The following is a 23,863-nucleotide window of genomic DNA, read 5'->3' on the forward strand; positions in this document are numbered from 1 at the left end:
GCTCTGGGCCAGCGCACCAGCGCGGTCATGGGCCGTGACGACGCGGTCGAACAGGTCGTCGCCGCGGCCGGCGAGACCGGCGAGGCGGTGTGGCCGATGCCACTGCCACCAGAGCTGCGCAAGGTGCTCGACTCGGCCGTCGCAGACCTCGCCAACGTCGGCGGCGGCGGCAGCCGCGATGGCGGCATGCTGGTGGCCGCGCACTTCCTGAGCGCCTTCGTACCTGATCACATTCCGTGGGCGCACATCGACATAGCCGGGCCCGCCTGGAACGCGGGCGAACCCTACGGTCACACCCCGAAGGGCGGCACCGGTGTGATCGTCCGAACCTTGCTCCAGCTGGCCGAGAACATCGCCGGGGAGTCGGCGCCCCGCTCCGAGCCTGACAAACAGATTACCGGCGAGTAGCGGGCAACGAGCGGAAGTGGCACAGAAAAATACCCGGCGTCATGGACCACAGTTGCCGGGACCTGCGATACATCCGTCCTGCGGCATGAAAGACTGAACGCATCCCATCCAGTCAACGAGAAGGGACGCCTGGCGTGGTGGACTCTGCGGCCGGTCCCGTAGACCTTGTCATCCTCGGTGGCGGTAGCGGCGGTTACGCTGCGGCCCTGCGCTCCGCCGAGCTCGGTCTGGACGTCGCTCTGATCGAAAAGGGCAAGTTGGGCGGAACCTGCCTGCATCGCGGGTGCATTCCGACCAAGGCCCTGTTGCACTCGGCGGAGATCGCGGATAATGTCCGCGAGAGCGAGAATTACGGGATCCGATCGACCTTCGACGGAATCGATATCACGAAGGTCAACGCTTACAAGGACTCGGTGGTCAGCAAGCTCTACCGGGGCCTCGCCGGCCTGGTGAAGGGCCGCGGCATCGAGGTCATCGAGGGTCACGGACGGCTGGTGTCGCCCACCGCCGTTGCCGTGGGCGACCGGGTCATCTCCGGCCGCCATGTGGTGCTCGCGACCGGGTCGCAGTCGAAGTCGCTGCCCGGCTTGGAGATCGACCACCGCCAGGTGATCACCAGTGACGACGCCTTGGAGCTCGACCACGTGCCGGCATCCGCCGTGGTTCTCGGTGCCGGCGCGATCGGCTGTGAGTTCGCCTCGGTGTGGCGTTCCTTCGGTGCCGAGGTCACGATCGTCGAGGCACTGCCCCATCTGGTGCCGCTGGAGGAGGAGTCCAGCTCCAAGCTGCTGGAGCGGGCGTTCCGCCGCCGCGGTATCAAACAGCACCTGGGTGCCCGGTTCGCCGGTGTGAAGAGCACCGACGCAGGTGTCACGGTGTCGCTGGAGGACGGAACGACCATCGAGGCCGAAGTGCTGCTCGTCGCGGTCGGGCGCGGTCCGGTCTCCGAAGGGCTCGGTTATGACGAGGTCGGCATCGCGATGGATCGCGGCTTCGTCCTGGTCGACCACGAGCTGCGGACGAACCTACCGACCGTCTCCGCGCTCGGCGACCTGCGACCGGGGCTCCAGCTCGCCCACGTCGGATTCGCCGAGGGCATCTTCCTCGCCGAGCACCTCGCCGGATTGAACCCGGCGCATGTCGACTACGACAACGTTCCGCGGGTCACCTACTCCCATCCCGAGGTGGCATCGGTGGGGCTGACCTCGACTCGGGCCGCGGAGCTGTACGGAGAGATCGTGACCCACACCTACGATCTGGCCGGCAACGGCAAGGCGCAGATCCTCCAGACCACCGGTGCCGTCACGCTGGTCGCCCTGCCCGACGGGCCGGTGGTGGGCATCCACATCGTCGGCGACCGGGTCGGCGAGCTGATAGCCGAAGCCCAGCTGATCACGAACTGGGAGGCCACCGCCGCCGATGTCGCCCAGCTCATCCACCCGCATCCGACCCTGTCGGAGGCCATCGGCGAAGCACACCTCGCCCTCGCCGGCAAGCCGCTGCACTCCCACAATTAGAACCACAATGTCTGGCGGCGCAGGACAAACGTGATCGTGTCGCCTTGAGTCGATCAGTTACTGACAGACCCACAGCGTTCGCGGCCACTCCCCGTCGCCCACGGACGGCCGGACGCCACGAAGGAGTCGTACCCCATGTCTGTGTCCGTCACGATGCCCCGTCTGGGTGAGAGCGTGTCCGAGGGCACCGTCACCCGCTGGCTGAAAAAAGAAGGCGAGCGCGTCGAGGCCGACGAGCCGCTCCTCGAGGTCAGTACGGACAAGGTCGACACCGAGATCCCAGCGCCCGCCTCCGGAGTGATCAGCGCCATCCGGGTCGCCGAGGACGAGACGGTCGAGGTCGGTGTCGAACTCGCCGTCATCGACGAGGGTGCAACGGCGGGGCAGGCCGCGCCCCAGGCTCCACCCACAACACCTGCCGCGGCCGTCGCGCCGACGCCACCGCCCCCGCCGGCTCCGGCACCCCCGCTGGCACCGGCACCGGCACCTGCGGCAGCTCCCCCGCCGGTCGCGGCCCAGACGCCGCCGGCGGCCCTGCCGGCCCAGGAGTTCGCGCCGGACGCGGGCTCCGAAACTCCGTCCAACGGCAGCGGATCGCTCGGTGCCTATGTCACCCCGCTGGTCCGACGGCTCGCGGCCGAGCACGATGTGGACCTGTCCGCGGTGACGGGCACGGGCATCGGCGGCCGCATTCGCAAGCAGGACGTCATCGACGCCGCGCGCACGCCGACGGCCGCGGACACGGCTGCGGCACCCATGGCCGCGGCTGTGGCACCAGCACTGACACCGGCTGTGGCTGCGGCACCGGCTGTGGCACCAGCACCGGCTGTGGCACCAGCACCAGCACCGGTGACGCCCGTGCCGGTTTCGCTGCGCGGTCGCACGGAGAAGATGTCGCGGCTGCGATCGGTCATCGCCCAGCGGATGGTCGAGTCCCTGCAGGTCAGCGCCCAACTCACCACAGTCGTCGAGGCCGACGTCACCCGCATCGCGCGCCTGCGGGATCGCACGAAGGCCGCGTTCGAGGCGCGAGAAGGCGTGAAGCTGTCGTTCCTGCCGTTCTTCGCGGTCGCCGCCTGCGAAGCGCTGCGGGAACATCCGAATCTCAACGCAAGTGTCAACGTCGAGCAGGGGACCGTCACCTACTACGACACCGAGCACCTGGGCATCGCGGTGGACACCGCCCGGGGACTGCTCGTCCCGGTCATCCACCACGCCGGGGATCTCAACCTCACGGGCATGGCACGCAAGATAGACGACCTGGCGACCCGGACCAGAGACAATCGTGTGTCACCGGACGAGCTGGGTGGTGGCACCTTCACGCTGACCAACACCGGCAGCCGCGGTGCCCTGTTCGACACACCGATCATCAACCAGCCCCAGGTCGGCATCCTCGGCACCGGTTCCGTGGTCAAACGGCCCGCGGTCGTGGACGACCCCGAGCTGGGCGAGATCATCGCGGTGCGGTCGAAGGTGTATCTCGCGCTCACCTACGACCACCGGATCGTCGACGGTGCCGATGCGGCTCGCTTCCTCACCAGCGTCCGCAGCCGCCTGGAAGAAGGCGCCTTCGAGGCCGAACTGGGCCGGTAGGCCGCCACCTGCCCGGTCCGGCGTTGGTGTTCCGTCGTGGTGGGTCGGCTCGCCGACCCACCACGAACACGCAAGGATCCGGTCAATGAACATCGCTGTCACCGGCGCCACCGGTCTGATCGGCTCCGCGCTCGTCCCGGCGCTGCGCCGTGACGGGCACACCGTTCGCGTCCTGGTCCGCCGGCCGCCCAGGGGCAACTTCGAGATCCCCTGGGATCCCGGCGCCGGCATGCTCGATCCGGCGGCGTTGACCGGCCTCGACGCCGTCGTCCACCTTGCCGGCGTCGGGGTCGGTGACCATCGTTGGACCGACAGCTATAAGCGACAGATCCTCGACAGCCGGGTCGCCGGCACAACGCTGCTCGCGGATGCTCTCGCCGGTCTTGACGGGCCGCCACGGGTCCTGCTCTCAGCCAGCGCGGTCGGCTGGTACGGCGACACCGATGATCGCGTAGTCGACGAATCCGCGCCCCCCGGAACAGGCTTCCTCGCCGAGGTCACGGCCGCGTGGGAGGCCGCCACCGCGGCCGCCGAGCAGGCCGGCGTGCGGGTGTGCCACCTGCGCTCAGGTGTCGTGCTGGCCGCCCGCGGCGGAGCCCTCGCCAGGCAGCTCCCGCTGTTCCGGCTCGGTGTCGCCGGCAGGCTCGGATCAGGCCGCCAATGGCTGAGCTGGCTCACCCTGGCCGACGAGATCGCGGCGATCGGCTTTCTGCTCACCGCTGACGCCGTTCACGGCCCGGTGAACCTGACCAGTCCCGAGCCGGTCACCAACGCGGCATTCACCCGCGCGCTCAGCTCTACGCTGCGCCGCCCGGCGATCCTGCCGGTACCCGCTGTCGCGTTGCGGGTCGTGCTGGGCGACTTCGCGGACGAGGGCGTGCTCGTCTCCCAACGAGTTATCCCTCAGGTACTCACCGAAGCTGGTTTCGCGTTCTCCCAACCCGACATCCACACCGCTCTGCACGCGGTCATCGCCAATGCCGACGGTGATCGGTGATCGGTGATGACATCCATGATGAGCGGATCCCGAGCGTTCAGGCGACGGCGTCGACCTGGGTCGCAACGCGCCATCCCTGTTCGGTTCTGACCAGGGTGACGTCGGACTGCAACCGGTCGTGGCCGGGCTGTCGCGCCAGCACCGTCCCTGCTTTGTCGACATAGGTGTACGGCAGACGCCGATAGGTGATCCGCAGTACGGACTTCTCACTGCCGGTCTCTCGAATGACAAGGTCGAGAATCTCCTGATGCAGACCGACGGCGTGTCCACCGAGCGCCCCTATCTGCCGGATCAGGGCCACGTCCCGCGCGTATGCGGTACTACCGGGAGCGTCCACACCGGCGATGCCCGCCTCATCAGCCTGCTCGAACGCCTGGTTGCGGGCATTGTCCAGACCCACGATGACGTCCCGCCAGACCTGCTCGGGCGACACCCGCGCGGCAGGGGAGGCGTCGAGCGGGCGCGCGCGCTGCGGACCGGACCGGACGAGGACCAGCAGGCCACTGACTGTCAGCACCACGATCACGGCGAGCACGGCCACGACGGCCCAGATCCGCCGTGGGCCGGCGAAGACGGCTGCCGGCTCACCACCGGCGGCGGGACCACCCAGGGTGGACGTACGCGGGGCGTACGTACGAGTAGTCACAGCGCGCGGGGTGGACGCAGGTGGGGTGGACGCACCGGCGGCGCCGTGGGTGGTGCGCGGCGCCCGGATCGGACGCGGCGTCGTGCGGGCGGCCGGCCCTGGCCGCGGGCCGCGCTCGGCGGGCTCGGCGTGGGCGTCATCGACTCCGGGTGGCGGTGGGGGCAGTGGCGGTGGGGGCAGTGGCGGCAGCGGCAGTGGGGTGACGGCGTTGTTGACGAAACGAACCGGCAGCGGGGTGGCGCTGTGCGCCAACGCCGCGACCAGATCCTCCGCGGTTGGCCTGCGGACAGGATCATCGACCAGGGCCGGCGCGACCGCCACGGCAACCGCCGCCGCGTCCGGACCGGTCGCCTGCGGCATCGCCGCCAACAACAGGCTCGCGAGATCACTGACATCCACCGCGGGCGTCGCGGACGCACCCGCCAGACCCGCAACACCGACGCCGGCGAGTACCGGTCGGCCGTTGGGCTCCAACAGGACATCATCAGGATCGAGTTGTCCGTGGACGACGCCGGCGGCATGCGCCGCGGCCAATGCCTGGGCCACCGGCAGCCCGACCGTGACGACCTCACCGGGGTCGAGGCGATCCCGCGTCTCCAACAGGTGACCCAGGCTGATCGCCCCGGCAACAGGCTCGGCGACAACCGCGAGGCCCTCGGCGGTGGCAACCACGTCGATGACCGGGAGGAGGTGGGGATGGGAAAGCCCGAGCAGGACCTGCGCCGCTCGCATCGCGGCATCCCTGGCCGCCGCGTCCGGTGGCAGTCGGACGCGGCGGACCACGCACTCGGCCCCCGTGGCCACCACACGGCCGGCCCAGACCTCCCCGGCACCGCCGCCTCGAACTCGGGCCCGCAGCACCACCCCGCGGACGGCCGGAGTACCCGGAATCCCATGGTAGCCGCGAGAACCCATGGAATCGTCCATTGCTGTCACAAGCAGTGACGGTAGGCCGAAAAGGCCGTTCTGTGCAGCCCTCACCGGAAACCTGTGGATAACTCGTGCGAACAGTTGGTCCGGATAGGTTGGCCGCGCCACGCCACGGAACGACCGCGACACAGAGCAATTCAGCGTGGCCCGGCGGAGATACCGTACCGAAACATAGGAGGTACCATGAACATCCTGGCGACCAGCGCCGGCTTCATGCCGGACGGGCGGTGGGGCGCACGGGTCGGCCCGATCATCCACCACGCGCTGCGCCTGGCCGGGAACCCCGCGCGTCCCAAGCTCTGTCTGTTGGCAACCGCCAGCGGCGACGACCCGACAAGCTACGCGCGTTACTACGCGGCACTGGCGCGTGACCTGCCGGACCTGCGCGCGTCCCATCTCGCCCTGTTCCCCATGCCTACCGTGGCCGACGTCCGGGCACACCTGCTGGATCAGGATGTGATCTGGGTGGGCGGTGGCAGCGTCGCGAATCTGCTCGCGGTGTGGCGGACACACGGACTCGATACGATCATGCGGGAAGCCTGGACGGCCGGAGTGGTCCTAGGCGGCGTGTCCGCGGGGTCGCTGTGCTGGCACGTCGGAGGTACAACCGACTCGTTCGGTCCGGACCTGCGACCGGTCACCGACGGGCTCGCGCTGCTGCCGTTCAGCAACACCCCGCACTACGACTCCGAGGCCGGCCGACGTCCGCTGTACCAGAAGCTGGTCGCCGCGGGCTCGCTGCCGCCCGGTTGGGCCACCGACGATGGTGTCGGCCTGCACTTTCGCGGCACCGAACTGGTCGAGGCGGTCGCGGACCGGGCCGAGGCCTTCGCGTGGCGGGTCGAACAGGACCCGACCACGGGGGTGCGGGAGACACGGGAGATCCCCCGGCGCCTGCCGGCGGTGTGACACCGGCAGTGTGACGCCGGCGCTGTCTTCCCCATCGTCTCTGGGAGGATTCCGCAGGTTGGCGTAGCCTCACTTTTGTGGAGGTCATGCGGCTGGGACTGGTTCCCTATGACGATGCCTGGCGGCTCCAGCGTTGCCTGGCCGACCGGCGGATCGCCGCCGAAGTGGACGACACGCTGATCCTCCTGGAACACCCCGGCGTCTACACTGCCGGTCGCCGCACCCAGCCATGGGAGCGCCCCGTCGACGGCACCCCGGTGGTGGACGTCGACCGGGGCGGGAAGATCACCTGGCACGGGCCGGGCCAGCTCGTGGGCTACCCGGTCGTGCGCCTGCCCGAACCACTGGACCTGGTGGCCTACGTCCGCACGCTGGAGGCCGGGTTGATCGCCGCCTGCGCCGACCTCGGCTTGGCGACCACACGGGTGGCCGGGCGCACCGGCGTGTGGACCACCGACGGTGAGCGCAAGATCGCGGCGATCGGCGTCCGGGTCCGGCGCCGGGTCGCCTACCACGGCTTCGCCCTCAACTGCTGCCCGGATCTGACCGCCTTCACCCGCATCGTCCCCTGTGGGATCACCGACGCCGCAGTGACCAGCCTGAGCCGAGAGCTCGCACGGACCGTGACCCTCCCCGAGGCCCTGCCTGTCGTGGAAGACCACATGGTCGACGTGCTGAGCGCCTTCACGACACGCACCACGGTGCCACGGACCCTACCGGTGTCGACATCCGGACCCCACAAGCCGGTTCGGGGGACCGAGGCAGTGCGAGAGACGGAGATGTCAGGGTGACCGCGGTGACACCCGAGGGCCGGAAGTTGCTGCGCCTCGAGCTGCGCAACGCGGCCACGCCGATCGAGCCCAAGCCGCCGTGGATCCGGACCCGGCTGCGGACCGGTCCACAGTACTCCGAGGTCCTGGGGCTCGTCCGCGACAAGGGCCTGCACACGGTGTGTGAGGAGGCCGGGTGCCCGAACATCTACGAGTGCTGGGAGGACCGGGAGGCGACCTTCCTCATCGGCGGGGACGTGTGTACCCGGCGTTGTGATTTCTGCCAGATCGATTCGGGGCGACCGGCGACGGTCGACCCCGACGAACCGCGCCGGGTCGCCGACTCCGTCCATGTCATGGGGCTGCGCTACGCGACCGTGACCGGGGTCGCACGCGATGACCTACCCGACGGCGGGGCCTGGCTGTACGCCCAGACGGTCCGCGAGATCCACGCACGGTGCGGCGACGTCGGCGTCGAACTGCTGATCCCCGACTTCCACGCCCGGGCCGAGCAGCTCGCCGAGGTGTTCGGGGCGACTCCCGAGGTACTCGCGCACAACATCGAGACGGTGCCGCGGGTGTTCCGCCGGATCCGGCCGGGGTTCGGTTACGACCGGTCGCTGGACGTTCTGCGGGCCGCCCGCGCGGCCGGCCTGGTGACCAAGTCCAACCTGATCCTCGGGCTCGGCGAGGAACCCGCCGAAATCCTCGCGACCATGGCGGACCTGCTCGACGCGGGCTGCGAGCTGCTGACGATCACGCAGTACCTACGGCCCAGCCCACGTCATCACCCGGTGCAGCGCTGGGTGCGCCCCGAGGAGTTCGCCGAGCTGCGGGACGAGGCCGAGCGGATGGGGTTTGCCGGGGTGCTGTCGGGTCCGCTGGTCCGGTCGTCCTACCGCGCGGGCCGGATGTACCGGCAAGCTGTCGAGCAGCGCGCCATCGTCGGGCGCTGAGCGCACCCGGCCGACACAATTATTACCCAGAGTAGCCACTGCGATGGTGCACACGTCCCGGCGGAACTAGGCTCACCGGAAAGTCACTCGTCCGCAACACGTGGATGAAGGTCGAGACCATGATTGACAATGCCTACGACCGGTCCGGGAGGTCTGTGTGGTCGTGTTGAGGTCACTTCTGACCGCGATTGAAGAACTCACCCTCCTGCTGCTGCCACACGGCGGCCAGCGAACCGCGCGCCGCAACGCATGGCGTGCCGCTGTCGATCTTCATGTGGGGGTCGACCAGCACGCCGAGGCCCCGTTGACGGTCGGCCGCATCCCACCACAGACCGGGGGTCGGCTCGCGGTCGCCGCCGAGCGCTGACCAATCGATCACGAAACAGGCAATCACGAAACCGCCGATCATCGCATGGCGAAGACCACGGTAGGGGCATCGTCCGCGCGGGGTCGTAGGCTCGCGGTCATGGCACGCAGGAACAGGTCCGGCAGTGACTCGCCGAGCACCGGTACGACGAAGGCCGGTACGGCGAAGGCCGGTACGGCGAAGACAGCACCGACGAAGACAGCACCGACGGGGCGCAAGCGACAGGCGGACGCCGGCGACGGCGCGGCCAAGCCGAGTCGCCTCGCACAGATCAGGACGGTGTACCGGCTCACCCGAGAACGTGATCCCCGCGCGCTCTGGTGGTCGCTTGTCGGTCTTGTTGTACCCATTGTCCTTGCGACGCTGCTCGGCGTGCTGGTCGGACCGCTGTGGATGTGGCTGCCCATCGGGATCATGGTGGGCCTTGTCAGCGCCATGAACATCTTCAGCCGACGTGTGCAGCGGACGGCCTATGCCGAAATGGAGGGCCAGCCCGGCGCGGCAGCCGGAATCGTCGAACGCATGCGTGGCGACTGGCGACTCACGCCTGCTGTCGCGATCAACCGCCACCAGGACGTGGTACACCGCGTGGTCTGTCGAGCCGGTGTCGTGATCATTGCTGAGGGACGGGGACGCGGACAACGGGAGCTTCTCGGAAACGAGGTGCGACGCATCCGCAAGGTGATCGGCGAGGCCCCCGTCCACGATATTGTGATCGGCACCGGGCCTGGCGAGACGCCACTACCCAAGCTGCAGGGAACCCTCATGCGGCTGCCCCGTACCCTACGACGGGGCGAGGTCGACCCCATCGAGCGACGGTTGCGGGCGGTGACCGCACCGGTCCTGCCCATCCCCAAGGGGCCGATCCCCCGCAATATCCCCCGCGGCGGGAAGATCCGGTAATTTTCTGACTATCGTGCGGGCTCGCGAACGATCACGGTGCCGGCAGCACGATCGTGGGTGCCGCGCAGGTCGCGGTCCCAGATGAAGGCCGGGACGAGCAGGCCGAGAAGCACGGTACGGACGGCTGCCCACCACCATCGCGGCCGGCCGTGGTCGCTCACCCGAATGACGCGGGCGCCGACCACGCGCATCCCGATGGTCTGCCCGTTCGCCGCGATCAGGACGAACTCCTCCAGCAGAAACGCAAGGTAGACGGCGAGCCCGCGGGCATCGACCGAGTAGCGGACCCCGAAGAGCACCGGTACGCCCACCAGCAGGTTGGCCACGACGGCGTCCACCGCGAACGCAGCCAGCCGGTGGCCGAAACCCACCACGGCACCAGGGCCTTCCCCCGGTAGGCCGAGCCGTACACCGGGGGGTGTGTCCCGGGGTAGTTGCGGACCTTCCAGCCAGGTTCCGAGAGCGCGTCCCACGGCGCAAGCGTATGCCCCGCGGACACCCCGGGCTTTCAATCACTGAGAGTAACAAATCAGGGCCATGTTACTGCCACGAAACGCCTTCATCATGCTGACGGAACCATATGGGGTTACGGTCCGCATCGGGTCATGGCGTATCCTTCCTATCCACACAGCCATGAAGCTTCCCTGGAGGGTGGATGTTCACAAACGCCGAAGACGTACTTCGCTACATCGCGGACGAGGGCGTTGAGTTCGTCGACGTCCGCTTCTGTGACCTTCCTGGAATTATGCAGCACTTTACGATCCCGACCGAGGTCTTCGCCGAGTCCGTGTTCACCGAAGGTCTGATGTTCGACGGGTCCTCGATACGTGGCTTCCAGGCGATCCACGAGTCGGACATGCTGCTCCTACCCGACCCGAGTACGGCCTTCGTCGATCCGTTCCGCGAACACAAGACGCTCGCGATGACCTTCTTCATCCATGACCCGATCACGAAGGAGGAATACTCCCGCGACCCGCGCAACACGGCGAAAAAGGCCGAAGCCTACCTGCGCGGGACGGGTTTCGCGGACACCGCCTACTTCGGCCCGGAGGCCGAGTTCTACATCTTCGACGACGTTCGTTACGACTACAACCCGTACGGTTCCATGCACGCCGTCGACTCCGTCGAGGCAGCCTGGAACACTGCCCGCAAGGAAGAAGGCGGGAATCTCGGCTACAAGCCCAGGTTCAAGGGTGGCTACTTCCCGGTACCCCCGACCGACCATTTCACCGATCTGCGCTCGGAGATGGTGCGGGCGCTGTTCCGCGCCGGTATCACCGTCGAGATGCAGCATCACGAGGTGGGGACCGCCGGGCAGGCCGAGATCGACATCCGGTACAGCACGCTCCTGCGGACCGCCGACAACCTGATGCTCTACAAGTACATCATCCGCAACGTCGCGCTGTCCCGCGGCAAGACCGTGACGTTCATGCCGAAGCCGCTGTTCCAGGACAACGGCTCGGGCATGCACGTCCACCAGAGCCTCTGGCAGGGTGACGAACCTCTCTTCTACAGCGAAAACGGCTACGGCGGCCTGTCCGAGCTGGCCCGGCACTACATCGGTGGGCTGCTGCACCACGCGCCGGCACTACTGGCGTTCACCAACCCCACCACGAATTCCTACCGGCGCCTGGTGCCGGGCTACGAGGCGCCGGTCAACCTCGTCTACTCGGCGCGCAACCGGTCGGCGTGCTGTCGCATCCCGCTCAGCGGTGTCTCGCCCAAGGCGAAGCGGATCGAGTTCCGCGTGCCCGACCCGAGCTGCAACCCCTACCTGGCCTTCGCCGCCATGCTGATGGCCGGTCTGGACGGCATTCGCAACAGGATCGAACCGCCGGACCCGATCGACAAGGACCTCTACGATCTCCCGCCCGACGAACTGGCCGCGGTGCCGCAGGTGCCGGGATCACTGGAGAAGGTACTCGACGCCCTCGAAGCCGACCACGACTTCCTGACCGAGGGCAACGTGTTCACGCCCGATCTGATCGAGACATGGATCGACTACAAACGCGTCAACGAGGTTGACGCCATCCGCCTGCGCCCCCACCCCTACGAGTTCCAGCTCTATTACGACATCTGACGCCAGACATCTGGCCACGGACATCGGCCGGCGGACATCCGAACCAGGGACATCCGACCGGCGATAGCGGGGAACAGCGGCACGTCGATCGGCGCCCGGTTCGCGGAAAGGCCGCGGGCCGGGCGCTGTCGTGCGCATGGGACACCGTTCCCGGCTGAAGGACCGCATAGCCCGACGGTGTGGAGGACTTTGTTCCCGGATTCCGGGAAGCACGTGCGGAAGACCCGAAAACTGAACTGTCCGGCAACGCGTGATTGACCGAAAATTTACCGTGGTGGAACTGTGGGGAAACTGGACACGACGAAGATCCGGACGGACCCTCGTGTCACCCGCGACCGGGGTCGAGCAATCCACAGGCACGCGATGAGACACTCCGCTATGTGCCACTCCAACCACGGGGAGTATGAGTGAGTTACCAGGCCGAGTACATCTGGATCGACGGCACCAAGCCGGAACCCCTGATGCGGAGCAAAACCCGCATCGTTGCCGACGGCAGGGAACCCGACATCTGGGGCTTCGACGGCTCGAGCACCAACCAGGCACCTGGATTCAACTCGGACTGCGTCCTGCAGCCGGTGTTCACCTGCCCGGACCCCCTTCGCGGTGGGGCCAATGTCCTGGTGTTGTGCGAGGTCGCGCTGACCGACTTCACCCCGCACCCGACCAACACCCGTGCCTTCTGCCGGCAGGCAGCCGAGAGGTACGCCGACCAGGCCCCCATGTTCGGAATCGAGCAGGAGTACACCTTTTTCCAGAACGGCCGGCCGCTCGGCTGGCCGGAGGTGGGCTTTCCGGCCCCGCAGGGTCCCTACTACTGCGGTGTCGGCGGCGAGAAGATGGTCGGTCGTGCCATCGTCGAGAAGCACACGCAGGCATGCCTCGACGCGGGCCTGGCAATCGAGGGCACCAACGCCGAGGTCATGATGGCCCAGTGGGAGTTCCAGATCGGGGTACTTCCGCCCCCCGCCATCGGCGACCAGATCTGGGTCGGCCGCTGGTTGCTCCACCGGGTGGCCGAGGACTTCGACGTCACCGTCTCGTTCGCGGCGAAGCCCATCCCCGGCGACTGGAACGGCGCCGGCGCACACACCAATTTCTCCACCAAGGCCACGATGGAGAGCTGGGACGCCATCGTCACTGTATGTGAGGCACTTGGTACCCGGGTGCTGGAGCACGTCAAGAACTACGGCGACGGGATCGAGAAGCGCCTGACCGGTCAGCACGAGACCGCGCCGTACGACACCTTCTCCTGGGGTGCCTCCGACCGCGGCGCGTCGGTCCGCATCCCATGGGCGGTGGAAAAGGCCAAGAAGGGCTGGATCGAGGACCGTCGTCCCAACGCCAACATGGACCCGTACCTGGTCACCGGCCTGATCGTCGACACCTGCTGCAGTGCTCTGGCCGGCGCGAGGCCGACCCTGGCCATCCCAGGCCAGAAGGACACGGCCGAGACCACGGTCACGGCCTGATCTGTGTCACCGTCCTGATCTGTACCATGATCGCGGATCGCGGGACCCCGTGCCACGCCGAAGGCGTTGCACGGGGAAAGCCCGCTATCCGGTGGACGACCCGCCCGCCCCTTCGCGGGCGAAGAGCGTCTCAGCCACCGCACGTGCACCCGCAGCCATCCGCCGGTAGTCGCCGAGCAGCGCCTCGGCCTGCTCCGCCGGATAGCCGACCGCCCTCGCGACCTGGGCCAGCGCCCGCGGTGCATGTGGCAGCACGTCGCCGGGACGCCCCCGGGTCAGTGTGATCGCGTTACGGAGCCGGGATGCCATGGTCCACGCGTCCGACAAGATCGCCGCCTGCGCCGGGTCGAGCAGGCCGGTGGCCGCGGCGGCCCGAAGGCCTGCAAGCGTTGACGTCGTGCGCAGCACCGGTAGTGCCTGGGCGTGACGCAGCTGCAGCACCTGCACCACCCACTCGACGTCGGTGAGACCACCAGGCCCGAGTTTGAGGTGCAGGGAACGGTCGACACCCCGTGGGATGCGCTCGGTCTCCATTCTGCCGCGTAGCCTGACGACCTCGGCCACGGCATCGGGTGGCAGGAATGGCGGATAGCGGATCTCATCAACCCAGGCACGGAACCGGTCACCCAGCTCCGCGTCACCGGCAACCGGCCGCGCCCGCAACAGCGCCTGGGTCTCCCAACCCGCTGACCACCGGCGAAAGTAGGCGGCATAGCTAGCCGGCGTGCGGGTCATCGGACCCGCACGGCCTTCCGGGCGGAGCTGCGCGTCGAGGATCAACGGCGGGTCACCGGCGGGCACCGCGAGCAGTCGGCGCAGTTCGGCCACGACCGCCCCGGCCGCGTCGGCCGCGTCGGTTACCGGGTCGGTTACCGGGTCGTCGATCGGCTCGTGGACGAACACGACATCCGCGTCGCTGCCGTAGGACAGCTCCGCCCCGCCAAGACGACCCATCGCCATCACCGCGATCCGCACCGGCAGCGGCCGACCGGTCTCCTGCTCGAAGCGACGTTCCGCCACGTACAGGGCTGCCTCGATCGTCGCGGCTGCAGCGTCGGACAGGGCCCGGCCCACCGCGGCGACGTCCAGCAGTCCGAGCAGGTCGCCGCAGGCGACGCGGATGAGCTCAACCCGACGCACCGCCCGTGCCCGCCCGACCGCCTGTTCCCCGCAAGGATTGCGGCGAGCGATCGCGATCATCGCCTGGACCAGCTGCTCCCGGGTGCGGGGACGCAGATCGTCGATGGTCCGCAACAGCCGCACCGACTCCGGCGCACGCTGCATCAGGTCCGCAACGTAGCGACTCGTGGCCAACACGCGGCACAACCGTTCGGCCGCGCCGCTCTCGTCCCGCAGCAACCGCAGGTACCAGGGAGTACGTCCCAGCGCCTCGCTGACCTGACGATAGGCGAGCAGGCCGGCGTCGGGGTCGGCCGCATCGGCGAACCAGTGCAGCATCGCCGGGAGCAGACGGCGTTGGATGGTGGCGGTCCGACTGACACCGTTGGTCAGCGCTTCGATGTGGCGCAGCGCACGTGCGGTGTCGGCGAAGCCCAGCGCGGCAAGCCGGTCCCGAGCCTCCGCCGGGGTCAGGCGAACCTCCTCGACGGACAACCGCGCCACCGCCTCCAGCAACGGCTGGTAGAAGAGCCGCTCGTGGAGCCGCCGCACGAACCGGGCGACCCGGGCATGCTCGGCCACGATCTCCGCGGCGGAGGTGAGACCCAGAGACCGGGCGAGCCTGCGCAGTTCGCCAGGGTCGCGGGGCAGGGTGTGTACCCGGCGGAGCCGTTGCAGCTGCAGGCGGTGCTCGGTACCCCGCAGGAAGCGGTACGCGTCGGCCAGACCGGCCGCGTCCCGGCGGGCGACATAGCCACCGCGGGCGAGCGCGTCCAGTGCGGACAGGGTCGAGGCCGTCCGCAGCTTCGGGTCGGTCCGGCCGTGGACAAGCTGGAGCAGCTGGACGGCGAACTCGACGTCGCGCAGTCCGCCCGGGCCGAGTTTGAGGTTACGGTCGGCGTCCCCGGGCGGCAACGACCGCTCCACCCGCCGCCGCATCGTCTGGACATCACTGACGAACCCCGGCCGCGACGCCGCCGACCAGACCAGCGGTCCGACCGCGGCGCAGAACCGCTCCCCCACGTCACGGTCGCCCGCGACCGGGCGCGCCTTGAGCAGAGCCTGAAACTCCCAGGTTCTCGCCCATCGCCGGTAGTAGGCGTCGTGGCTGGCCAGGGTACGGACAAGTGGGCCGTCCCGGCCTTCAGGCCGCAGTCCCACGTCGACCTGGAACAACGCCCCTTCGCCGGTGACCGCCCCGCAGGCACGGACTATCCCCTCCGCGAGACGGGTCGCCGCCTCCAACCCGCCAACCTCGTCGCCGCGGATACCCTCAGTATTGTCGGTATTGTCGGCACGTTGTCCCGGCTCCGCCACGAACAGGACATCGACGTCGCTGACATAGTTCAGTTCCCGACCGCCACACTTGCCCATACCGACAACAGCCAGCTGAACCGGGGCAGCCGCCGGCCACAGCGCCGACCGGGCCACGGCGAGGGCGGCGTCAAGAGCGGCTCCCGCGAGGTCGGCAAGCTCCGCGGTGGCATCGTCGAAGGGCACCGCACCGGTAAGATCACGGGCTGCGAGGACGAACAGCGCCCGGCGATAGGCCACGCGCAGCGCGTTGAGAACATCGGTGCCGTCACCGGCCGCTCGCGGCCAGGTCGCGTCCGGATCCGCCCCGACAGCGCGCAGCAAGCGCTCACGGGTGACGCGGTGCTCCGGTGCGGCCCGCATCACACCCTCATCAGCGATCACCCGCCAGTCGGTGGGATGGCGGACCAGGTGATCGCCGAGGGCGGCACTGACGCCGAGCACCGCGACGAGCCGGCGGCGCAGTCCTGGCTGCCGGGCCAGCACGGTAAGCAACTCAGCGCCGACCTCGGGCGGCGCCCTGTCCACGATCCGTTCGATCGCCGCGAGCGCGAGGTCGGGATCGGCGGCCCGCGAAAGCTCCACCAGGACGGCGTTACCGGAGAGGTCGGCACCTGGGGGATCGACGGAGCCGGACGGCAGCCCGACCCCGTCACCGGCGAGCCCGTCGGTTCCGGTGAGCCCGTCGGTTCCGGTGAGCCCGTCGGTTCCGGTGAGCAGCCCGAGCCGCGCCAGGCCGGCGGCCGACCTGTCGACGTTGCTGAAACCCATCCGGGCCAGCTGTGCCTGTACGGAGCTACCCCGCGGATGGATGAACCCGGACTCATCGGTCCCGCGCACGTATCCCATCCTCCTGAAAATACCCCTGGCCATCATGCCGATTGCTCACAGTATCGGCAGATACCGGTCAATCTCGAAAGGCGTGACCTGGCGGCGGTACTCGGCCCATTCGGCACGTTTGTTCCGCAGGAAGAAATCGAAAAGGTCGTCGCCGAGCGTCTCGCGAACCAGTGCGGATCGCTCCATGATGACGATCGCCTCCGCCAGCGAACCGGGCAGTGCCGTGATGCCCCGCTCGTGGCGCTGCGACTCGCTGAGCGTCCACACGTCGTCGGCCGCCGGCGGCGGGAGCTCGTAACCCTCCTGAATGCCGCGCAGACCGGCCGCAAGAATCAGCGCGAAGGCGAGGTAGGGGTTGCATGCGCTGTCCGGCGAGCGAAACTCGATGCGGGTCGTGTTCGGCTTGTTCGGCTTGTACAACGGCACCCGGACGAGTGCGGACCGGTTGTTGTGCCCCCAGCAGACATAGGCGGGTGCCTCCAGCACCTCACCGGCACGCTGGTCGCCGACGATCCGCTTGTAGGAGTTCACCCACTGGTTGGTGACCGCGGTGATCTCGGCGGCGTGGACGAGGAGACCGGCAATGAACGCCTGCGCGACCTTGGAGAGGTGGTAGGCGTCGGTCGGGTCGTGGAACGCGTTCCGATCGCCTTCGAAAAGACTGAGATGGGTGTGCATACCGGACCCGGCCTGATCGCTGTAGGGCTTCGGCATGAAGGTCGCGTAAACGCCCTGGCGGAGAGCGACCTCCTTCACCACCTGGCGAAAAGTCATGATGTTGTCGGCGATGGTGAGCGCGTCCGCATACCGCAGGTCGATTTCCTGCTGTCCGGGCGCAACCTCGTGGTGACTGAACTCGACCGATATCCCCAAGCGTTCCAGAACCCCGATGACCTGCTGTCGGAATTCATGGCTGACATCGTTCGGGGTGAGGTCGAAGTACCCGGATTCGTCGACCGGCGGCGGTACCGGGGCACCCCGCGTCGGCGGTTGCCGCAGCAGGAAGAACTCTATTTCAGGATGGGTGTAGAAGGTGAAACCGGCGTCCGCGGCATTGGCCAGCGTACGACGCAGGACCCAGCGTGAATCCGCCGGGGACGGCATGCCGTCGGGCATGACGAGGTTGCAGAACATCCGGGCGGTGACCGGGCTGTCACCACGCCAGGGCAGGACCTGGAATGTTGACGGATCAGGTCTGGCGAGCATGTCTGCCTCGTGCACCCGGGCGAAACCCTCGATCGAGGAACCGTCAAAGCCGATGCCCTCGGCCAACGCCCCCTCAAGCTCCGCCGGCGCGATCTCGACGGACTTCAGCACCCCGAGCACGTCGGTGAACCACAGCCGGACAAACCGGATGTCTCGTTCCTCCATCGTACGCAGGACGAATTCCTGCTGCTTATCCATGATCGCCTCCGCGCTGAGGGTCGGGCTCGCCGTCGCGGGCGGGCGAGGTGTGCTACGGCCGACCATAGCTACCCGCCGGCCGACACGCTGCAACGTAGTGCTTCCGCAACCAAACTCGTAACCAGACGTTACGACCAGGCAGGTGCGGACCACGCCCTAAGCTCCACCCATGGCCCAGTTGCGTGTCGCGCTTGCCCAGGTCAACACCGTAGTAGGAGATCTTGAAGCCAATGCGGACCTGGTCAGCGGATGGGCGAAGCGCGCTGCACACCGCGGCGCTCACCTGGTGGCGTTCCCCGAGATGACCCTCACCGGATACCCCGCGGAGGATCTCGTCCTGCGCCGTTCGTTCGCACAGGCGTCCCGCACGGCCGTCGATCACCTTGCCCGGCGCCTGGCCGACGAGGGTACCGGGGAGCTGGCCGTGATCGTCGGATACCTCGATACCTCCCGCACGCCCGCGCCGCGGCTGGGTCGTCCCGCGGGCGAGCCGCAGAACGGGGCCGCGGTGCTGTGGCGCGGCGAGGTCGTGGCCCGCTACGCCAAACACCATCTGCCGAACTACGGCGTGTTCGACGAGTTCCGCTATTTCGTCCCCGGCCACGACTTCCCGGTTGTCCGCCTGCACGGCGTGGATGTCGCGCTCACCATCTGCGAGGACCTCTGGCAGGACGGTGGACCGGTCGCGGTCGCACGCGCCGCCGAGGTGGGCCTGCTGGTGTGCATCAACGGGTCGCCCTACGAGCGCGGGAAGGCGTTCCAACGGGACGAGCTGGCAGCCCGGCGAGCACGCGAGGCGGGCGCCGCGCTCGCGTACGTCAACCTGGTTGGCGGCCAGGACGAGCTCGTCTTCGACGGCGGCTCACTCGTGGTCGACGCGGCCGGCCGGCTCCTGGCCCGCGCCGAACAGTTCACCGAGACGCTGCTGACCGTCGACCTGGACCTACCGGCAGCCCGAACCGCTGCATCCGCGGGTCCGACCGTCGTGGCGGGGACGGCGGTCGGTACCGGGACAGCGGTCGGTACCGGGACAGCGGTGGACGCGGGCGACGGCACCGCGATGACGGTGACCCGCCTGATGCTGACGGGCGAACCCGTCGTGGCGTTCGACGCGCAGGCGCCGGCCGTGGCGCAACGGCTGGACTCCGCCGCCGAGCTGTACCACGCGCTGGTCACCGGTACCCGGGACTACGTCGGCAAGAACGGGTTCACCTCGGTCGTGCTCGGCCTGTCCGGCGGCATCGACTCGGCGCTGGTCGCCACGATCGCTGTGGACGCCCTCGGCGCCGACCGGGTGCACACCGTCGCCATGCCATCGGTGCACTCGTCGACCGGATCGGTGGACGACGCGGCTGACCTTGCCCGGCGGACCGGTGTCACCCACACCGTGACCCCGATCCAGCCGGTGGTGGACGCCTTTCACGACGCGCTGGCCACCGCCGGCGGACTCGCCGGCCTGGCCGCGGAGAACCTCCAGGCCCGGGTCCGCGGCACGCTGCTGATGGCCCTGTCGAACGCCCATGGCCATCTGGTTCTGACCACCGGCAACAAAAGCGAGCTCGCGACCGGATTCTCCACCCTCTACGGCGACAGCGCGGGTGGCTTCGCCCCGATCAAGGATGTGCCCAAGACCCTGGTCTGGGAGCTCGCGCGCTGGCGCAACGCGCACGCCGACCGCCGGGGGGAAACCCCACCCATCCCGGAAGAGATCATCGTCAAGCCCCCGTCCGCCGAGCTCGCTCCCGGCCAACTCGACTCGGACCGGCTGCCGGACTACACCACCCTGGACGCCGTCCTCGACGACTACGTCGAGCGCGACCAGGGCCGGACCGAACTGATCACGGCGGGTCACAGCCCCGAGACTGTGGAGCGGGTGATCCGACTGGTGGACCTGGCCGAGTACAAGCGCCGGCAGAACCCGCCGGGGCCGAAGGTGACCTCGAAGGCGTTCGGTCGCGACCGCAGGCTGCCGATCACCTCCCACTGGCGGGAGCACCCAAGTGGATAATCAACGCCGGCGAAGCGGTCACACCGCCAGGTGGGCGTTCACGGCACGGGCCAGCTCGCCGAATGCGGGCATTTCCACCACGGTGACGCCGGCCGCGGTGAGCAGTTCGTGGCCCTGGCAGTCAGCGACGAACAAACTGGGTTCCCGCCAGGCGATGACCACTCGGGGGATCTTCGCCGCCAGGATGAGCTGGGTACAGGTACGCGGCCGGGACGTGCGTTGGGAACAGGGCTCAAGCGTGCTGTAGATCGTCGCGGTGGCGAGCCGGGAATCGGCCGGGGAGATCTTCGCAAGCGCGGACTCCTCGGCATGCACCGCATCGTCGACCTCCCGGGAGAATCCGCAGGAGATCTCCTCGCCGTTCTCCTCGACGATGACAGCTCCCACGGAGTAGGCACCGGTCGCGGGTGGGCAGCGATGGGCGAGCTCGATGGCACGCGTCATCCACCGATGGTCGTCGAACTGGGCATTGAGGTTCATGGACTGCTCGTCCTTCCCCTGACGGGTTCGACGCCCGTCGCAGCGGTGCACCCGATGACCGGTAGGCGGCGCGGGGACGTACCGGACCATCGCAACGGTAGCCGTCCTGTCATTCTTCAGGACAGGGTCGTCGACCACCAACCGGACGTCGGTGGTTCGCGGCGTCCACCAGCCATCGCGGGTACCAAGGGCCAGGCCCGATCACAAGATCGTAGCCAGATCCAGAACCCACCCGGCGAAGCCAGCTGGGACCCTCCACCGGCCGAGCAGATTGATCGACGGCCAACAACTCATTAACACGCCAGGACAGCCAAAATCCAGTAAGGTCTCTTGATCTAGCCGCAGAAGGAATCAGCTGAACAATTACCGGGCGGGTTCAAACAGTCGTAGCGACGCATCGACCGCTTAAGACCCACGATTCTTTAGCTACCACATTCTACCCCTTCTATCAACGCCATGGCCTCGATCGCGAATCGCTCCAGATCATCAAACCAGTCCGGGTAATTATCTCTTCGTGTATAAAATTTTACGGTCGTACCATGGGTCAGATAATCGTCACCCACCCCGGTACTGACGACAGCAACCAGCGAATCCGCTAAGCCAGATTTCCGAGCTTTCCCTAAAGCGGTCACAGCAAAAGACAATCCCCGAGAGGCGACTCTCGGCAAATAGCTTGACAGATCATTAAGCAAGTCGAGATCCGGGATTTTGACATCGTTTACTTCGAGCTCAAGATACGGCAAACCTTCAGATTCAGCGATTGACTCAAGCGACGGGTCATAAAGAGCTGCAAGTACATACGAACCGCAGGGGCTGACACTCCATCCTTCATCACAAATCTCACACAACTCGGACGGAAGCTCCTGCGCAAGAATCGAGCCATCCACCGATGCGATTAGCTCCCGCATTTTCGAGTTCACCATCATGGCCGTACGATCCCAAGATATTGGTATGCTTTATCAATATAATTCTGCGGAATCTGCTTAATAGTACCCTCCGACAACATCTTTCCAGATTTACTGATCCATTCACCCGTCGATGGATTAAGGTAGTATTTATCGGCTTTCGTGGCACCACGACCCATCAGCTGCAAGTGAATGCCAGCTGATGGAGTCCCGGGGTTCTGATTCTCTACGTCGATACGCCACGACCGGTTCGGTCCGTAGCCAACGGTCTTACTGTTAACGACTGGAGCATCCGCAGGCGATGTGAGCCCGCACCCCACTGGAGGCGCATTGTGGACGAGGACGGGGGTGGCACCAGCCTCCACATAATACGTATGGAGACCCTCCACCGTCAGGTTGAAGACCCGCTGCACCCGGTGGAAGGTTCGAGTGCCCACCACCGGGACAAGCCCACCGTCTGGAGTACGCAGCACCTCACCCGGATGAAGATCGATCGCAGCGACCCAGTCGTGCGCGGCCTGGTCCCAGAACGGATGATGATCCGTAGCGGTGATGACCCGCTGCCCCTCGCCGGTCCGGACGGTGACAGCAACCAGAGTCTTGTCACCCTCCCCCACGATCACAGCCGTCACCGTGTGATCCTCGGTCCGACCGGTCGCCGGATCCGTGGCCCGCACCCGATCCCCCACCCGCACATCCCGGATCGGTTTCCGGCTGCCATCAGCCATCAGGACCTCGGTCGCCCCGTCGAAACTGTTCAGCTCACACGACTTGGCGCTACTCTCCCGCACCCCATCCCGCACATCAGAAAAATCATTCTTGTACTTTTCGGCATAACCGGCAGCAGCAAGACCCCCCACAGTCGCCACCGCCGTACCCTCGGCAATCACCGCCACCCCCGCCGGCGCACCCACACCCGTCGCGAGCAGCAACACCCCACCCGTATCCATACCAACACCCAGCAGCGTCAGCCCGACACCCACCGCCACACCAGCAAGATCAACCCCGAGGTTGGCGGCATCCCGAGGATTCTGGAGCAGATAACTCGCCACATTCGCGACCGGCTCCACCACCTGCACCACGTCCTGCTTGAGCCGACCAATCAGCCCACGGTCCAACCACGACCTGTGCTGACCAGACGCCGCCACACTGTTGGTGGCCATCGAGGAGCCACACCAACGGCCACTGCGACTGGACGGTGATGGTCCCCGGGTACGCGCCCTCGCTCACTGGCTGGCTGCCTATGCCGACCAGCTCTGGCCGTTCACCAAGACGCTCGTAATTGAATAGACGGACAACGCCAGCGGCGGCCGGCAAAGACCGAAACGGCATCAGGCCGTGTCGAGGTACTGGCATACCCAGCAGACCGTCGGCCGGTACTGTCCCAGTCGGTCTTACCTGACCTCGGCGCGCAACCACGGCGTCGCGTTCCCCAGCAACCCCTGGCTCCCCACTTCAACCACCTGATCATTCAGAGCTACGCCATGAATGCCCACGAATCAAGAGATTTCAAGGTGCACCGTCGCGATTGCAGCGATCACGCTAAGCTGCACTGGCCCCTCAGCCCGAAGCCACACCAATGACGGAAACGAGACCGAGCGCACGAGATCAAAGCTGACACCATCAGGCCAAGGCCCATCCTTGGGCTCCAGCACCGTTGCGATCACCTGATCCAAGGGCTCAGCACCGGGACCAGGAAGCCTCCCTATCGAAAAATAGTATACATCTCGGAATGCAATGATAATGTCAGGCTTTTGCGGCCCCCAACGAAGCCCGATATCGAGAGCTTCGAGATCATCCACTCGAGAAAAAGAAAGTCGATCTATAACGTATCCCGTGCACCGAGGCGCAATCTCGAGAAGTTGAGAGAAGCCTGTCATCGAATCACCGTCTCTCCAGTCGAATGATCAGTCGTTACCTGTCCGTCCGGCCCGTACCTCTGACTGTAGTTTTTTTGGTTTGGACCGGGATCGATCTTGGGCCCAATCCTTTGCACCTCTCGATTCGGCCTAATCCACAGCACGCTTCCATCAGGGTGATCATATCTCCTATAACCGCCGCTAGTGTCTCGTGATTCCACTGACTTTACAAAATGCTGACTGTGGTGTTTAATGAGTGAATGGAACTGACAACGGATGCGCGGGCAGAACTACAGGCATTGGTGAACAGCCAGGATGCGCCGGCGGCAGTGGCGACGCGAGCCCGGATCGTATTGTGGCGAGCGGAGAACCGGCAGAAGAAAGAAATC

Annotated in this window: 19 protein-coding genes and 1 pseudogene; 11 read left to right on the forward strand and 9 right to left on the reverse strand. The window is 67.1% G+C overall.

Features of this window, described 5'->3' with window-relative positions; translation table 11 throughout:
* The 4 genes and pseudogenes from U9977_RS10605 to U9977_RS10620 form a co-directional block, all read left to right on the forward strand.
* A pseudogene (locus U9977_RS10605) lies at positions 1 to 408 on the forward strand (leucyl aminopeptidase); the annotation flags it as partial.
* Between the two features lie 134 nt (positions 409 to 542).
* Entirely contained in the window at positions 543 to 1,925 is a 1,383-nt protein-coding gene (gene lpdA / locus U9977_RS10610; RefSeq protein ID WP_322749051.1) for a dihydrolipoyl dehydrogenase, read from the forward strand.
* Positions 1,926 to 2,060: 135 nt separating this feature from the next.
* Complete coding sequence (sucB, locus tag U9977_RS10615) at positions 2,061 to 3,518, forward strand: 2-oxoglutarate dehydrogenase, E2 component, dihydrolipoamide succinyltransferase (protein WP_322749052.1); 1,458 nt, start codon at positions 2,061 to 2,063, stop codon at positions 3,516 to 3,518.
* A gap of 85 nt (positions 3,519 to 3,603) precedes the next feature.
* Positions 3,604 to 4,515 (forward strand): TIGR01777 family oxidoreductase, encoded by a 912-nt coding sequence (locus tag U9977_RS10620; RefSeq protein ID WP_322749053.1) that lies wholly within the window; start codon positions 3,604 to 3,606, stop codon positions 4,513 to 4,515.
* Positions 4,516 to 4,552: 37 nt separating this feature from the next.
* Here U9977_RS10620 and U9977_RS10625 read toward each other — a convergent pair whose 3' ends face one another.
* Positions 4,553 to 6,076 (reverse strand): protein kinase domain-containing protein, encoded by a 1,524-nt coding sequence (locus tag U9977_RS10625; RefSeq protein WP_322749054.1) that lies wholly within the window; start codon positions 6,074 to 6,076, stop codon positions 4,553 to 4,555.
* A gap of 198 nt (positions 6,077 to 6,274) precedes the next feature.
* On the opposite strand from U9977_RS10625, the gene U9977_RS10630 reads away from it, so the two are divergent.
* The 3 genes from U9977_RS10630 to lipA all read left to right on the forward strand — a co-directional run bounded on the left by U9977_RS10630 (position 6,275) and on the right by lipA (position 8,726).
* The gene (locus U9977_RS10630; RefSeq protein ID WP_322749055.1) at positions 6,275 to 7,000 is read left to right on the forward strand and encodes a peptidase E; all 726 of its coding nucleotides are present in this window, start codon (positions 6,275 to 6,277) and stop codon (positions 6,998 to 7,000) included.
* An 86-nt stretch (positions 7,001 to 7,086) separates the two neighbouring features.
* Positions 7,087 to 7,791, forward strand: a complete 705-nt coding sequence (lipB, locus tag U9977_RS10635; protein WP_416210548.1) for a lipoyl(octanoyl) transferase LipB — start codon at positions 7,087 to 7,089, stop codon at positions 7,789 to 7,791.
* Positions 7,788 to 8,726 (forward strand): lipoyl synthase, encoded by a 939-nt coding sequence (lipA, locus tag U9977_RS10640; RefSeq protein WP_322749057.1) that lies wholly within the window; start codon positions 7,788 to 7,790, stop codon positions 8,724 to 8,726. Before lipB ends, lipA begins: the two co-directional genes overlap by 4 nt.
* Positions 8,727 to 8,898: 172 nt before the next feature.
* Here the strand turns inward: lipA and U9977_RS10645 are convergent, their stop codons facing one another.
* On the reverse strand, positions 8,899 to 9,135 hold the full coding sequence (locus U9977_RS10645; protein ID WP_322749058.1) for a hypothetical protein: 237 nt from the start codon (positions 9,133 to 9,135) through the stop codon (positions 8,899 to 8,901).
* 57 nt (positions 9,136 to 9,192) lie between these two features.
* On the opposite strand from U9977_RS10645, the gene U9977_RS10650 reads away from it, so the two are divergent.
* Positions 9,193 to 9,996, forward strand: coding sequence for a DUF4191 domain-containing protein (locus tag U9977_RS10650; protein ID WP_322749059.1), 804 nt, complete (start codon positions 9,193 to 9,195; stop codon positions 9,994 to 9,996).
* 8 nt (positions 9,997 to 10,004) lie between these two features.
* Here the strand turns inward: U9977_RS10650 and U9977_RS10655 are convergent, their stop codons facing one another.
* Positions 10,005 to 10,469, reverse strand: coding sequence for an RDD family protein (locus tag U9977_RS10655; protein ID WP_322749060.1), 465 nt, complete (start codon positions 10,467 to 10,469; stop codon positions 10,005 to 10,007).
* A gap of 182 nt (positions 10,470 to 10,651) precedes the next feature.
* Between U9977_RS10655 and glnA (U9977_RS10660) the strand changes: the two genes are divergently transcribed.
* Together glnA (U9977_RS10660) and glnII are read left to right on the forward strand one after the other, a co-directional pair.
* Positions 10,652 to 12,076, forward strand: a complete 1,425-nt coding sequence (gene glnA / locus U9977_RS10660) for a type I glutamate--ammonia ligase (protein ID WP_322749061.1) — start codon at positions 10,652 to 10,654, stop codon at positions 12,074 to 12,076.
* Positions 12,077 to 12,483: 407 nt separating this feature from the next.
* Positions 12,484 to 13,545, forward strand: a complete 1,062-nt coding sequence (gene glnII / locus U9977_RS10665) for a glutamine synthetase GlnII (RefSeq protein ID WP_322749062.1) — start codon at positions 12,484 to 12,486, stop codon at positions 13,543 to 13,545.
* A gap of 84 nt (positions 13,546 to 13,629) precedes the next feature.
* Here the strand turns inward: glnII and U9977_RS10670 are convergent, their stop codons facing one another.
* Together U9977_RS10670 and glnA (U9977_RS10675) are read right to left on the reverse strand one after the other, a co-directional pair.
* Positions 13,630 to 16,749 carry a bifunctional [glutamine synthetase] adenylyltransferase/[glutamine synthetase]-adenylyl-L-tyrosine phosphorylase gene (locus U9977_RS10670; RefSeq protein ID WP_322749075.1) on the reverse strand — a complete coding sequence of 1,040 codons (3,120 nt, stop codon included), beginning with the start codon at positions 16,747 to 16,749 and terminating at the stop codon, positions 13,630 to 13,632.
* A 114-nt stretch (positions 16,750 to 16,863) separates the two neighbouring features.
* Complete coding sequence (glnA, locus tag U9977_RS10675) at positions 16,864 to 18,222, reverse strand: type I glutamate--ammonia ligase (RefSeq protein WP_322749063.1); 1,359 nt, start codon at positions 18,220 to 18,222, stop codon at positions 16,864 to 16,866.
* Positions 18,223 to 18,391: 169 nt separating this feature from the next.
* Here glnA (U9977_RS10675) and U9977_RS10680 point away from each other — a divergent pair, with 169 nt between their 5' ends.
* Complete coding sequence (locus U9977_RS10680) at positions 18,392 to 20,230, forward strand: NAD+ synthase (RefSeq protein ID WP_322749064.1); 1,839 nt, start codon at positions 18,392 to 18,394, stop codon at positions 20,228 to 20,230.
* A gap of 18 nt (positions 20,231 to 20,248) precedes the next feature.
* On the opposite strand, the gene U9977_RS10685 is transcribed toward U9977_RS10680, so the two are convergent.
* From U9977_RS10685 to U9977_RS10700, 4 genes are all read right to left on the reverse strand, one after another.
* Positions 20,249 to 20,710 carry a deaminase gene (locus tag U9977_RS10685; RefSeq protein WP_322749065.1) on the reverse strand — a complete coding sequence of 154 codons (462 nt, stop codon included), beginning with the start codon at positions 20,708 to 20,710 and terminating at the stop codon, positions 20,249 to 20,251.
* A 422-nt stretch (positions 20,711 to 21,132) separates the two neighbouring features.
* Positions 21,133 to 21,618 carry a hypothetical protein gene (locus tag U9977_RS10690; protein ID WP_322749066.1) on the reverse strand — a complete coding sequence of 162 codons (486 nt, stop codon included), beginning with the start codon at positions 21,616 to 21,618 and terminating at the stop codon, positions 21,133 to 21,135.
* A 14-nt stretch (positions 21,619 to 21,632) separates the two neighbouring features.
* Positions 21,633 to 22,778, reverse strand: coding sequence for a Hint domain-containing protein (locus tag U9977_RS10695; RefSeq protein WP_322749067.1), 1,146 nt, complete (start codon positions 22,776 to 22,778; stop codon positions 21,633 to 21,635).
* Positions 22,779 to 23,114: 336 nt separating this feature from the next.
* The gene (locus tag U9977_RS10700) at positions 23,115 to 23,495 is read right to left on the reverse strand and encodes a hypothetical protein (protein WP_322749068.1); all 381 of its coding nucleotides are present in this window, start codon (positions 23,493 to 23,495) and stop codon (positions 23,115 to 23,117) included.
* Between the last annotated feature and the right edge of the window lie 368 nt (positions 23,496 to 23,863).

The sequence above is a fragment of the Protofrankia sp. Cas8 genome, from assembly GCF_963555845.1.
Taxonomy (GTDB): domain Bacteria; phylum Actinomycetota; class Actinomycetes; order Frankiales; family Frankiaceae; genus Protofrankia.

Excerpts from the sequence above, each read along its gene's own strand:
- sucB (WP_322749052.1), top strand. The coding sequence starts at position 2,061 with ATGTCTGTGTCCGTCACGATGCCCCGTCTGGGTGAGAGCGTGTCCGAG.
- U9977_RS10700 (WP_322749068.1), bottom strand. The coding sequence starts at position 23,495 with ATGACAGGCTTCTCTCAACTTCTCGAGATTGCGCCTCGGTGCACGGGA.
- glnA (WP_322749063.1), bottom strand. The coding sequence starts at position 18,222 with ATGGATAAGCAGCAGGAATTCGTCCTGCGTACGATGGAGGAACGAGAC.
- lipB (WP_416210548.1), top strand. The coding sequence starts at position 7,087 with ATGCGGCTGGGACTGGTTCCCTATGACGATGCCTGGCGGCTCCAGCGT.
- U9977_RS10620 (WP_322749053.1), top strand. The coding sequence starts at position 3,604 with ATGAACATCGCTGTCACCGGCGCCACCGGTCTGATCGGCTCCGCGCTC.
- U9977_RS10650 (WP_322749059.1), top strand. The coding sequence starts at position 9,193 with ATGGCACGCAGGAACAGGTCCGGCAGTGACTCGCCGAGCACCGGTACG.
- U9977_RS10690 (WP_322749066.1), bottom strand. The coding sequence starts at position 21,618 with ATGCGGGAGCTAATCGCATCGGTGGATGGCTCGATTCTTGCGCAGGAG.
- U9977_RS10670 (WP_322749075.1), bottom strand. The coding sequence starts at position 16,749 with ATGGGTTTCAGCAACGTCGACAGGTCGGCCGCCGGCCTGGCGCGGCTC.
- U9977_RS10680 (WP_322749064.1), top strand. The coding sequence starts at position 18,392 with ATGGCCCAGTTGCGTGTCGCGCTTGCCCAGGTCAACACCGTAGTAGGA.
- glnA (WP_322749061.1), top strand. The coding sequence starts at position 10,652 with ATGTTCACAAACGCCGAAGACGTACTTCGCTACATCGCGGACGAGGGC.
- U9977_RS10685 (WP_322749065.1), bottom strand. The coding sequence starts at position 20,710 with ATGAACCTCAATGCCCAGTTCGACGACCATCGGTGGATGACGCGTGCC.
- U9977_RS10645 (WP_322749058.1), bottom strand. The coding sequence starts at position 9,135 with ATGATCGGCGGTTTCGTGATTGCCTGTTTCGTGATCGATTGGTCAGCG.
- U9977_RS10695 (WP_322749067.1), bottom strand. The coding sequence starts at position 22,778 with ATGGCCACCAACAGTGTGGCGGCGTCTGGTCAGCACAGGTCGTGGTTG.
- U9977_RS10630 (WP_322749055.1), top strand. The coding sequence starts at position 6,275 with ATGAACATCCTGGCGACCAGCGCCGGCTTCATGCCGGACGGGCGGTGG.
- U9977_RS10625 (WP_322749054.1), bottom strand. The coding sequence starts at position 6,076 with ATGGGTTCTCGCGGCTACCATGGGATTCCGGGTACTCCGGCCGTCCGC.